This is a genomic window from Bradyrhizobium sp. (assembly GCF_035484855.1).
Classification (GTDB): domain Bacteria; phylum Pseudomonadota; class Alphaproteobacteria; order Rhizobiales; family Xanthobacteraceae; genus Bradyrhizobium.
In genome coordinates this window covers 1-11,205 of sequence record NZ_DATHOP010000008.1, presented here as the reverse complement: position 1 = coordinate 11,205, position 11,205 = coordinate 1, and the positions used below count along the sequence as shown (strand labels likewise).

The 11,205-nt window shown below is 63.5% G+C and carries 11 protein-coding genes and 1 pseudogene; 5 read left to right on the top strand and 7 right to left on the bottom strand.

What is annotated here, in order from left to right; all coding sequences use genetic code 11:
• The 5 genes and pseudogenes from VK804_RS00520 to VK804_RS00500 all read right to left on the bottom strand — a co-directional run.
• A pseudogene (locus VK804_RS00520) lies at positions 1-375 on the bottom strand (DUF2339 domain-containing protein); the annotation flags it as partial.
• A 655-nt stretch (positions 376-1,030) separates the two neighbouring features.
• Positions 1,031-1,537: a protein tyrosine phosphatase gene (locus tag VK804_RS00515; protein WP_325366579.1), complete on the bottom strand. Its 507-nt coding sequence runs from the start codon at positions 1,535-1,537 to the stop codon at positions 1,031-1,033.
• A gap of 115 nt (positions 1,538-1,652) precedes the next feature.
• A complete protein-coding gene (locus VK804_RS00510) occupies positions 1,653-2,273 on the bottom strand; it encodes an HD family hydrolase (protein WP_325366577.1) in 621 nt (206 codons plus the stop codon).
• Entirely contained in the window at positions 2,270-2,896 is a 627-nt protein-coding gene (locus VK804_RS00505) for a DNA-3-methyladenine glycosylase I (protein WP_325366575.1), read from the bottom strand. The genes VK804_RS00510 and VK804_RS00505 overlap by 4 nt, the downstream gene beginning before the upstream one ends.
• Entirely contained in the window at positions 2,893-3,774 is an 882-nt protein-coding gene (locus VK804_RS00500; protein WP_325366573.1) for a folate-binding protein, read from the bottom strand. The genes VK804_RS00505 and VK804_RS00500 overlap by 4 nt, the downstream gene beginning before the upstream one ends.
• Before the next feature lie 109 nt (positions 3,775-3,883).
• Between VK804_RS00500 and VK804_RS00495 the strand changes: the two genes are divergently transcribed.
• Positions 3,884-5,218, top strand: coding sequence for a dihydroorotase (locus VK804_RS00495; protein WP_325366571.1), 1,335 nt, complete (start codon positions 3,884-3,886; stop codon positions 5,216-5,218).
• A gap of 44 nt (positions 5,219-5,262) precedes the next feature.
• Here VK804_RS00495 and VK804_RS00490 read toward each other — a convergent pair whose 3' ends face one another.
• Complete coding sequence (locus tag VK804_RS00490; protein ID WP_325366569.1) at positions 5,263-5,736, bottom strand: DoxX family protein; 474 nt, start codon at positions 5,734-5,736, stop codon at positions 5,263-5,265.
• 248 nt (positions 5,737-5,984) lie between these two features.
• Here VK804_RS00490 and VK804_RS00485 point away from each other — a divergent pair, with 248 nt between their 5' ends.
• The 4 genes from VK804_RS00485 (at position 5,985) to VK804_RS00470 (ending at position 10,275) form a co-directional block, all read left to right on the top strand.
• The gene (locus VK804_RS00485) at positions 5,985-6,947 is read left to right on the top strand and encodes an alpha/beta hydrolase (RefSeq protein WP_325366567.1); all 963 of its coding nucleotides are present in this window, start codon (positions 5,985-5,987) and stop codon (positions 6,945-6,947) included.
• Between the two features lie 156 nt (positions 6,948-7,103).
• Positions 7,104-9,059, top strand: coding sequence for a thiamine pyrophosphate-binding protein (locus VK804_RS00480; RefSeq protein WP_325366565.1), 1,956 nt, complete (start codon positions 7,104-7,106; stop codon positions 9,057-9,059).
• Between the two features lie 17 nt (positions 9,060-9,076).
• Positions 9,077-9,463 carry a cytochrome c gene (locus tag VK804_RS00475; protein ID WP_325366563.1) on the top strand — a complete coding sequence of 129 codons (387 nt, stop codon included), beginning with the start codon at positions 9,077-9,079 and terminating at the stop codon, positions 9,461-9,463.
• A 221-nt stretch (positions 9,464-9,684) separates the two neighbouring features.
• Positions 9,685-10,275: an amino acid synthesis family protein gene (locus VK804_RS00470; protein WP_325366561.1), complete on the top strand. Its 591-nt coding sequence runs from the start codon at positions 9,685-9,687 to the stop codon at positions 10,273-10,275.
• A gap of 4 nt (positions 10,276-10,279) precedes the next feature.
• Here VK804_RS00470 and VK804_RS00465 read toward each other — a convergent pair whose 3' ends face one another.
• A complete protein-coding gene (locus VK804_RS00465; protein WP_325366559.1) occupies positions 10,280-10,570 on the bottom strand; it encodes a DUF3551 domain-containing protein in 291 nt (96 codons plus the stop codon).
• Positions 10,571-11,205 lie beyond the last annotated feature (635 nt).

Below are 11,205 nucleotides of genomic sequence, written 5' to 3'. Positions count from 1 at the left end.
GAGCGCCAAGGTCACGCCGCCGAGCCAGACGACCCAACGGGTGCCGACGCGCTCCTCGAGCCCGGGCGATGCGCCCGCGTCGGGCGGGGGTGAAGCGGCCGCAACACCGGCCGTATCGTGCAGTGGCCGGGACTCTGGCTCGCCAGCAGCCGTGGTCGGTTCGCTCGCTATTGCCGGCTGCCCGACCGGCATACCGGGTGGTGAGGTTGCGAGCGTTTGCTCAAGCGGGGCGAGGGGAGGAGTCGCTGGCCCCGCCTTCAGCGCGACCGCTTCGAGCGCATCCAACCGCGCCCGCAGCGCAGCGGTCTGATTGAATGCCTTGCGCGCGAGGATCAGCGCAACGGCCGCGACCAGGAGCGCAAAGAAGACGATCATCTAGTGTCCCGATTCCGACGTTCGTATCCCTTCGCGGCGTGCTCGTTTACGAACGTCGGAATCGAAGGGACACTAGCAAATCCATGTTTCTAGTGGTCCAATTCCAACATTCGCATCCTATCTCGGCAGGCAATCTTGCGAATGTTGAAATTCATGGACCACTAGCAAATATCAGTTTCTAGTGGAGTTTTGGATTTGACATTCGCTTTTCGAACTCATGGTTGGTACCGTCGCGAATGTCAAATCCACTCCACTAGTGTGGCTTTTGGTTCAGAAGTCCGCATGACGAACTCGCGGCAGCAATGATACGGACTTCTGAACCGCCACACTAGTGCGGCGAATTTGAAGTTCCTATCGGTATCGCGGCAAGTTCGTGATAGGAACTTCAAATTCAAGCCGCACTAGAATCAACAAGTCGCTAGAGCTCCTTTGATTCCGAAGTTCGCATCAGAGGTCGCCTTGATAGCTTGCGAACTTCGGAATCGGAGCTCTAGCATCCGGGCGACGCGCCGGTCGTCGGGGCTTCGCGATTCCAACGAATCGCCTCCCAAGGTTCGTCGCGCTACTGAGTGTGACTTATCGCGCCCAAAGTTCAAACAGGAAGGTAGGGTTTTTGCGTCGCGGCGGTCGTGGCGATCGCCTGAGGGCTAAGGAATCATTCGAGATCGATGCGGAAAGGCCTGCCTTCCACGGTCATGCTGCCCGGACCCATCTCATCGAGCGCGCGCAGCATTCGGCCCTCGCGCCCAAGTGCCTTGTCGGCCAGGCGTACGATCAGCCGGTTCGGCGAGGCGATCGGGGAGGCCTCCCGTATCTGTCTGGCGATCGCGATTTCATCGCGACGCGGGTTGAGCGCGCAAGCCGCGGCAAAGGCGCTCGCGGTGGAGCGGCTGATGCCGGCATAGCAATGCACCACCAGCGGCGCGGCACGGTCCCAGCCGCGCACGAAATTCAGCACCTGCTCGACATGGAAATCCGAGGGCGCGACATAACCCTCGATCGCCTCGGTGATGTCGTCCATCTGAACCTTCAGATGATTGGCGGGGAGCACCGATTCCGGCCGCTGCACCTGGGCGACATTGGCCATCACGGTCAGTACATGACTGGCGCCGGTGGCCTTGACGGTATCGGGAAGTGCGGCGAGCGAACAGACGTGAAGCATGGCGTTCCTTTTTTCTCGCCAACTATAATACGTAGGGTGGGCAAAGCGAAGCGCGCCCACCGCAATACGACGTAATATGAAGAGGTGGGCACGGCGCTTTGCGCCTTTGCCCACCCTACGAAGTAACGGCCTTGAATCGCGCCAAAAACCGCTTCTCGGCCCTGGCCGCGGACCAGGGCGTCAGATAGTCCTGGCGCGCGGCCTCCGGCAATCCGGGATCGCGGCCGAACAGGCGTTTTGCCTCTGTTTCCGCAAAGCCCGCAAGTTCCGTCGCCTCGAGATAGGCCGCGCCGCGGTCGGCGGCCTTGATCTGCTCGGTGATTTCGTCCGTCAGCGCCGGCGGCAGGCCGAAGCGGATATGGATCGCCGCCAGCAGCCGTTTTTCCACCGCCTTGTAGTCGCCGCCCAGCACCGCCTTGAACGGCGAGATCATGTCGCCGATGACGTATTCCGGCGCATCGTGCAGCAGTGCCGCCAGCCGCACGCGGATGTCGACGCGCGGGGTCTGCTCGCGCATGACAGCCTCGACCAGGAGCGTGTGCTGCGCCACCGAGAAGATATGGGCGCCGCGGGTCTGGCCGTTCCAGCGCGCGACCCGCGCTAGCCCATGGGCGATATCGGCGATCTCGATATCGAGCGGCGAGGGGTCGAGCAGATCGAGCCGGCGTCCCGACAGCATGCGCTGCCAGACGCGAATCGAAATCGGCGGCGCCGCCAGCTCCTTTCGGGAGGTCATTTGGCTTTGAGGCGGGGGCTGCGCTGTTTTCCGGCGCAACTCTCGTGGCAGAAGCATGTCACCAGGTGGTCGTTGACCATGCCGGTGGCCTGCATGAAGGCATAGACGATGGTCGGGCCTACGAACTTGAATCCGCGCGCCGCGAGCTCCTTCGATATCTCGATTGAGAGCGGCGTCGACGCCGGCACGCTGGCCGTGGTCTTGAAGTTGTTGACCCTCGGCTTGCCGTCGACGAAATCCCAGAGGAATTTCGAGAAGCCGGGACCGTCTTCCATGATTCTGAGGTAGGATTTTGCGCTGGCAACTGCGCCTTCGATCTTGGCGCGGTTGCGCACGATGCCGGCGTCGTTCATCAGGGCGTGGATTTTCTTGGCGTTGTAGCGGGCGATCTTCTCGGGCCGAAAATCGTCGAAGGCTTTGCGGAAGTTTTCCCGCTTGCGCAGGATCGTGATCCATGACAGCCCGGCCTGGAAACCGTCGAGGATCAGCTTCTCATAGAGCGCGCGGTCATCATATTCCGGCACGCCCCATTCGGTGTCGTGATAGGCCATGTAGAACGGGTCTTCGCCGGGCCACGGGCACCGGATCAGGCCATCGGCATGCAGGCGCGCGGACCGGCTCATGCGACGGTCTGCTTCGGCTGGCTGGCGAGATCATCCGGATCGGCGAGCCGGACGGCAAGCCCGCCCGAAGTCAGCTTCTGACCTGCGGCCAGCGCGTCGGCGGCGCGATCGATTCTGATCAGCGCCAGACCGTTGCGATCCGCGGTCGAACCCAAGGTGCCGACCGGCTTGTCGCCGGCGACGATCGCGGTGCCGGGTTCCGGCGCAAAACCTTCGAACAGGATCCGCACGGTTCGTGTCCGCGCGGTGCCGCGATGCTGCATCCGCGACACCACTTCCTGGCCGACGTAACAGCCCTTGTCGAAATCGACGCCGTGCAGGCGATCCATGTTGGTCTCGTGCGGAAACGCGTCGCCATACATGAAATCCAGCCCGCCGCGCGGGACGCCCGAGGCGATGCGATGGGCCTCATAGGCGGCGCTGTCCACGAGCTCCGCGCCGATCAGATCGGCGACCTTCCGGGCGAGTTCTTCGGGGATCAGGATCCGCCAGCCGAGTGCGGCGTTGCGGGGGTCGGCGAACGAAAGGTCCGGCCTGATCGCGAAATCGCCGTCCCAGGCCGCGAGCACGCCGAGATTTTCGGACAGATTCTCGATTCCGACCTTGGCGCGCAGCTTGTAGAAGCCGAGCTTGTCGGCAAGCGCCCGCGCCAGCGCGCGTGGGCAATCGAATAGAAAACCGCCGCCGTGGCCGGCGGGCGCTTCGGTGATCAGGAAATCCACCGATATCTTGCCCTGCGGGGTCAGCAAGGCCCCGAACCGGGCTAGCCCCGGGCGAAGCAGCGTCACGTCCGTGGTGACGAGGCCGTTGAGAAAGTCCCGCGCGCCGTCGCCCGAGACCTTGACCACGCCACGGTCGGGGAGAAACGCTGCTTTCATGCAAAAATCTCTTGTGACATGTTGCAGCGGAACGTATGCCGCCAAGGCTTAAACGACAAGGCCCGCCGGGCCTGGGATCACCTCAGCCTGAGGATTTGGACGAGAAACGATGAGCCAGAGTTTTGACCTGATCCTGAAGTCCGGCACCGTGGTCAATCAGGACGGCGAGGGCGTGCGCGACATCGGCATCGCGGGCGGCCGCATCGCCGAGATCGGCTCGCTCGCAAGCGCCTCCGCCGCGGAGGTGATCGACTGCAAGGGCCTGCACATCCTGCCCGGCGTGATGGACACGCAGGTGCATTTTCGCGATCCGGGCCTGACCCACAAGGAAGACCTGGAAACCGGTTCGCGCAGCGCCGTGATGGGCGGCGTCACCGCGGTGTTCGAAATGCCCAACACCGATCCCCTGACCATCAACGAAGCGGCCTTCGCCGACAAGGTGAGGCGCGGCCGTCACCACATGCATTGCGATTTTGCGTTCTTCATCGGCGGCACCCGGGACAACGTGGCCGATCTGCCGGAACTCGAGCGCGCGCCGGGCTGCGCGGGTGTGAAGGTGTTCGTTGGCTCGTCGACTGGTGCGCTGCTGGTGGAGGATGACGAGAGCCTGCGGCGGATTTTCAACGTAATAAAACGCCGCGCCGCGTTTCATGCCGAGGACGAATATCGCCTCAACGAGCGCAAGCATTTGCGCATCGAGGGCGATCCGCGCTCGCATCCGGTCTGGCGCGACGAGACCGCGGCGCTCTTGGCGACGCAGCGTCTGGTCAAGCTCGCCCATGAGACGGGAAAACGCATCCATGTGCTGCACATCTCGACCAGGCAGGAGATCGAATTTCTGCGCGACCACAAGGACGTCGCCTCCTGCGAAGCGACGCCGCATCATCTCACGCTGGTCGCGCCCGAATGCTACGAGCGGCTCGGTACCCGCGCGCAGATGAACCCGCCGGTGCGATCAGTCGAACACCGCGACGGCATCTGGCGCGGCATCGAACAGGGCATCATCGACGTGCTCGGCTCCGATCACGCCCCGCATACGCTGGAGGAGAAGGCGAAAATCTATCCGGCCTCGCCCTCGGGCATGACCGGGGTGCAGACGCTGGTGCCGTTGATGCTCGACCACGTCAACGCCGGACGATTGTCGCTGGCCCGCTTCGTCGATCTCACCAGTGCGGGTCCCGCGCGGCTCTATAATATCGCCTGCAAGGGCCGCATCGCCGCCGGCTATGATGCCGACTTCACCGTGGTCGATCTCAAGCGCAGCGAGACCATCACCAACCAATGGGTGGCCTCGCGCGCCGGCTGGACGCCCTATGACGGCTTGCGCGTCACCGGCTGGCCGGTCGGCACGTTCGTGCGCGGGCGGCCGGTGATGTGGCAGGGCGAATTGACGACGCCCGCGACCGGCGAGCCGGTGCGGTTTCTGGAGACGCTGAAGGCCTAGTCCTTCCGTTCTCGAGGGAAGGCGCATCGCCAATCCCGGTCGCGTCACAGCGCGCCGGACTTGTCGAGCCAGCGCAGGATCACGGCATCGACACTGTACGGCCCGGCCCCGGCCGAGACGAACAGGATCAGCATGAACGCATACAGGACCTCAGGCAGATAGAGCCAATCGTCGATCCGGTCCGCTCGATCGATCGGCTGGTAACCTGCGATGCGCAGTCGCCCCGACGTGAAGCTGGCGACGAGGACGATCGCAAGCAGGCCGAGCGCGGCAAGCGGCGTAAGCAGTCCGATGACGACCGCGCTGCCGCCAGCGAATTCGACCGATGGCACCCACCATTGGTTGATCCAGAGCGCCGCAACGTGCAGGGATGTCAGCTCGTCGACAAAGGCACGATGGCGCTGCGCGTTGAACAGCTTGTGGTAGCCCGAGAACATGAAGAACATCCCGACCGCGACACGGTCGAGCGTGAGCGCGATGTCGGTCCACCCGACCCCCTTGAACAGTATATCGATCACTTTGCTTCTCCCCGGATGATTGCGCGCTCCTCGCGAACGTGCGAGGCGGAAGTTTCATGGCGCTCCCTCGCAGATCGATATTATTCCAACTTCAGCACCCGTGAAAGGAGCCGCGGCTTTCGCGCATGACACGAAACAGACATGCGGGCGGTCTGTCTGGACCGCATAACTGGATCGCAAAGAGCGTTAGCGACCGACGGCAAGGTCGGCTATCATTGCCGAAACCAATCGATGGACGGGAGGCGAACTTGAATAAAGCCACGTTGGCTCGGCGATATATTCTCAAGCTGATGGCCGCCGCGGGCGGGATAGGTCTGTCCGCCGCGCGCACCTTCCGATCCGGTGCGGCCCATGCGGCCGGCGTGCCCGCATATGATCCCGCCGCGAAATTCGATCTTGACGTCAGCGAAGTCGAGCTTCGGCGCAATGGTGCCGGCCGCATGCTGATGGCCCGGATTTACCAGCCGAAAGGGCCGGGACCATTCCCGACCGTTCTCGACCTGCACGGCGGCGCGTGGAACGCAAAAAACCGCCTCGCTGAAGAACCGATGGATCGAGCGCTGGCGGCGAGCGGCCTCTTGGTCGTGGCCGTCGACCTGACGCTTGCGCCGGAAGCGCCGTATCCGGCCTGCGTGCAGGACGCCAACTTCGCCGTGCGCTGGCTCAAGGCGAACGCCGCGTCCTGGGACGGTGACGCCTCGAAGCTCGGTGTCTACGGATCCTCCAGCGGCGGTCACGTCGCGGAGCTGCTGGCGATGCGGCCGCATGATCTACGCTACAATTCGATTCCGCTTGCCTCTGCGCCTGGTGTCGACGCCACCGTCGGCTACGTCGCGATGCGTTCGCCGATCAGCAGCACCTTTGCGCGCTATGAAAACGCGGAGCGTCGCGGCAACGCGGGCATGGTGAAAAACAACAAGGTGTTCTTCAATCCGTGGGAGACGATCCACGAAAGCAACCCGCAGGAAATTCTGGAGCGCAGCGAAAAGGTTACGCTAGTGCCGTTTCTCATCATGCAGGGCGCGCTTGACGACAACATGTTGCCGGAGTTTCAGGAAAAATTCGTCACGAGCTACAAGGCCGCCGGTGGCGCGTGCGACTATCGCCTGTTCGAAAACTCCGTTCACGAGTGGGTCGCGCAACCCGGTCCTCAGACCGACAAGGCGCGCGAGGTGGTAAAGGAATTCATCGCCCGCCAGCTGAAAGTCTAATTGAGGAACACTGCCCCGCTGATTTCGCGGAGCACCTCATCCAAAGCTGCATGCGTGCATGCGTCCGCGGCTTGACGGTTGCCGAGATTCAGGACGACACTGGCACACCAAAAAATGAGCTCGCGGGCATCTGGCAAAGCTCCGGGGGAGGAAACCATGTCGAAACGCAGCAGCCCGCGCCGCGATGGCGTCCCCGACACCAGCCGTCGGAATTTCCTGAAAGGCGCAACCATCGCCGGCGCCGCGGCGCTGGGAACGCCGGCCGCGGCCAACACCGCGGTCCCGGGCTTTCCGGAAGAGCGTCCCAAGGCCAGCCTTCCCGGCCCAAAACTCGCCGCCGCCGACACGATGCCGCCGCCGGCCGATCCGGTTAATCAGAGTTCGAGCGGCGGCGACTTCATGGTCGATGTGCTCAAGACGCTCGACATCGATTACCTCGCGATGAACTGCGCCTCGAGCTTCCGTGGCCTGCATGAGGCGGTGATCAACCATGGCGGCAATACCAAGCCCGAGATCATCACCTGTCCGCACGAAGAGATCGCGGTGCATATGGGTCAAGGCTACGCCAAGATGGAAGGCAAGCCGCTCGCCATGATCTGCCATGGCGTGGTCGGGCTGCAGCATGCATCGATGGCGATGTACAATGCGTGGTGCGACCGCGTCCCCGTCATCGTGATGGGCGGCAACATCACGGAGGCCGACAAGCGCGCGCCGGGCGCCGAATGGCCGCATTCGGCGATCGACCCGGCGGCGCTGACCCGCGACTTCGTCAAATGGGACGACCAGCCGGCCTCGCTGCAGCATTTCGCGGAATCGGCGGTGCGCGCCTACAAGATCGCCACCACGCCGCCGATGGCGCCGGTGATGCTGTCGCTCGACGCGGAGCTGCAGGAAAATCCGATCGAGAACCGCGCACTCCTGCGCATCCCGAAATTCACCCCGGCGCTGCCGCCGCAAGGCGACGACGCGGCGTTGGCCGAACTCGCCAGGATGCTGGTCGCGGCGGAAAACCCGGTGATCCTGTGCGACCGGGTAGCGCGCACGCCGGCGGCCATGCCGCGCCTGGTGGAACTTGCCGAAACGCTGCAATGCGCCGTGATCGACAATTACGGCCGAATGAACTTTCCCTCGCGCCATCCGCTCAACCAGTCGTTCCGCCGCTCCATCCTGTCGCAGGCCGACCTGATCCTGGCGATGGAGGTCAACGATGTGTGGGGGACGCTCAGCAGTTTCCACGATCGCATCGTGCGCAGCTCGGAGCCGCGGTACAAGAAGACCGCCAAGATCGTCATGCTCGGTACCCGCGGCCTTTATATGAAGGCCAACTATCAGGATCTCGGCCGCTACCAGGAAGCCGACCTCGACATCACAGGCGATGCCGAGGCGAGCCTGCCGACCTTGATCGAGCAGGTCAAGCGCCAGGTCGATGAGGGCCGCAAAGCGGCCTTCGACGCGCGCGGCAAGAAGCTCGCGGCGGCAAAGCTCGCCACCATCGAGCAGGCGAAATCGGACGCCACCATCGGCTGGGACGCGAGCCCGATCACCACGGCGCGGCTGTGCGCCGAGCTCTATAACCAGATCAAGGACGAAGACTGGTCGCTGGTCGGCACCTCGATCCGCCTGTCATGGCCGCACCGGCTGTGGAATTTCGAAAAGCCGCATCAATGGAACGGCGTCGCCGGCGGCGGCGGTGTCGGCTACACCTTGCCGTCGTCGCTCGGCGCTGCGCTTGCCAACAAGCGGCACGGCCGGCTGACGATCGCGATCGGCGGCGACGGCGACTTCATGTTCGTGCCGTCGACGCTATGGACGGCCGCGCACCATCGGATTCCCCTGCTTTATATCGTGCATAACAACCGCGCCTATCATCAGGAATACATGTATCTGCAGACGATGGCCGCGCGCCATGGCCGCGGCATCACCAACACCGATATCGGCACCACCATCAAGGACCCCTTCGTCGATTATGCGACGCTCGCCAAGGGCTTCGGCGTTTACGGCGAAGGCCCGATAAGCGATCCGAACGAGCTTGCGCCCGCGCTGAAGCGCGCGGTCGCCATGGTCAAGAGCGGCCAGCCGGCGCTGCTTGATGTCGTGATGGATCAGCGTTGAAGCGGGGACAAGCGAAGATGAGGATCAGTCAGTCTGTGATGCGCATCGGAACTGTTGCCGTGATCGCCGCCGTTTTCGCTATCGGCGGCATCGTTACGGCGCGCGCCGACGACCTGCCGGCCGGCGACCCCGTCAACGGCAAGCGTCTTTACCTCGCGGACGGTTGCTTCGAATGCCACGGCCGTGCCGGGCAGGGCGGCAACTTCAACTATCCGGTCCCGGCGCTGGCGCAGATTGCGCTGCCGGTGGAATCGTTCGTCGCCTTCCTGCGCGAGGCGCCGAACGACATGCCGTCGTTTTCGGAGCAAGTGCTGTCCAACAAGGATGCCGCCGACATCCACGCCTTCCTGAGCTCGCTGCCGGGTCCGAGGGCCGCCAAGGACATTCCGATCTTGAACCAGTGACGGAGTGCCCGCCGCCCAAGGCGGCAGCATCGGGGAATATGCTCTTGCATATCGCGCGCGCCTCTCTCGCGAGACGCGCCCGTTCAAGCCGGACGCTGGCCGGCGGCCAAAAACGACGCGATTGACCCGACTCGGACGTAAATGGCTCCGACCCTTCGTCCAACTGACTTAGACCGATAACACTGCCGGGCACTGACAGACACCAGAAGAGCGAGGACATCATGACCATCCGCAAGACCGTCACCGTGGTCGAGGAGATCAATAGCGAGTACGGCGCGGCCGCCAACCCCCCGCTGCGACGCGTTGCGATTGCCGCGGTGTTCGAGAACCCGCTCGCCGGCAAGGCGGCCGGCGCCGACCTCAAACCCCTGATCGAATATTCGCTCGAGCTCGGGGCTTCGCTCACCAGGACGGCGCTGGCGACACTTGGCGCGAGCCCGGCGCAGCTGCGCGCCTACACCAAGGCGGCGGTGGTCGGCATCGGAGGCGACCTCGAACACGGCGCGGCGATGATCCATCCGAGGTTAGGCATGGCGATGCGCCGCGCCATCAAACGCGGTCGCGTCATCATTCCGGGCCACGCCAAGGTCGGCCCGCCGGGCACCACCGTCGATCTGATCTATGGTCCGCTGGACGAGGGTTGGGATCTGGATGCCTTTGATTCAACCCCGGTGCTGATCCACGACGCGCCGCGGCCGCACGAAATCGTATTGTGGATCGGTTACGCCACCGGCCCGCGCGTCAACGCCCGCTGCAAGGGTCCGGATCAGAAGGAAGTCGACGCGCTCGTCGCATCTTTCGCCGGCGGCTGAGATTTCATTCGGCGTGCTTGGCGTGGCGAGCGCCGATCCTTGAAAGGCGGGCTTTGGGCGCATAGGCATAGGCGGTGCTGGCATCGGGCCGGAACGGATCGCGGAGACAATCGCCGCCGCGGCCGGAGGACATCGCCTGACATTGCGCCATGGTCTCGAAACTGCAGGACAGCATGTAGGAGGTAATGTCCCTGCGGCAATATTCGCCCGCCGAAGCGGGCGTCGCAGACGCGACAAAGGCCAGCGCACACAGCGCCGTGATCGGCGCTCCGATCATCGTCAAAAGATATTTCATCGTTTCTCTCCTTGTGGGTTTCGACCCCGGAGCGGTGACATGGGATTGCGGTCAGAGGCGCGCTATCCGGCTGATAAAATAACAAGGCCATTCTCTTCGCTCGCCCCGCAGCGACTTGATCCTGCTGCGCAGCGGCTCTTTTGAAGTATGTTCGTCATATTAAACGGGTCACGCCGGCGCGGCGCCGTGTCGGAAATGACGGAAGCGTACGATATATCGACGATCAACGAACTGTGAGGTGAGAACAACCCGATGAGCTGCCGGCGGCCGGCCGGTCCGACGGGCAAATCACCGACCTCCCGACGTCCTTGTCCGCTCCAATTGTCAAGCCCTTCCTGCAAAAATATTCTGCTTTACCGAATATTCTGATTATCCTATATTGCTCCCGTCCCGCCCCACCAAAAGGGGCGTATCATGATCGTCGCGAACGCGGGGCGGGATGCGGTGGACGCCGAGGGTGCATCTGACGAGGGCACTTGAGGCGGACGGAAAAAGCGTGTGGTCCTGGCACCCCGACGCTGGTGTCAAGTTCGCGTGAAGTGACGCGGATGACGGTGGCCAAAAGGCCCGGAGCACCGGGGAGAGCGCGCTATAATCCGTAAACCATTGCGTGGGGAATGCCGGGTGATTCCGGT

Coding starts and splice junctions, on each gene's coding strand:
- VK804_RS00515 (WP_325366579.1), bottom strand. CDS start 1,537: ATGCTTCACGTCTGTTCGCTCGCCGCACTTCCCGATACCGTCAAGGCC.
- VK804_RS00510 (WP_325366577.1), bottom strand. CDS start 2,273: ATGACCTCCCGAAAGGAGCTGGCGGCGCCGCCGATTTCGATTCGCGTC.
- VK804_RS00505 (WP_325366575.1), bottom strand. CDS start 2,896: ATGAGCCGGTCCGCGCGCCTGCATGCCGATGGCCTGATCCGGTGCCCG.
- VK804_RS00500 (WP_325366573.1), bottom strand. CDS start 3,774: ATGAAAGCAGCGTTTCTCCCCGACCGTGGCGTGGTCAAGGTCTCGGGC.
- VK804_RS00495 (WP_325366571.1), top strand. CDS start 3,884: ATGAGCCAGAGTTTTGACCTGATCCTGAAGTCCGGCACCGTGGTCAAT.
- VK804_RS00480 (WP_325366565.1), top strand. CDS start 7,104: ATGTCGAAACGCAGCAGCCCGCGCCGCGATGGCGTCCCCGACACCAGC.
- VK804_RS00475 (WP_325366563.1), top strand. CDS start 9,077: ATGAGGATCAGTCAGTCTGTGATGCGCATCGGAACTGTTGCCGTGATC.
- VK804_RS00470 (WP_325366561.1), top strand. CDS start 9,685: ATGACCATCCGCAAGACCGTCACCGTGGTCGAGGAGATCAATAGCGAG.
- VK804_RS00465 (WP_325366559.1), bottom strand. CDS start 10,570: ATGAAATATCTTTTGACGATGATCGGAGCGCCGATCACGGCGCTGTGT.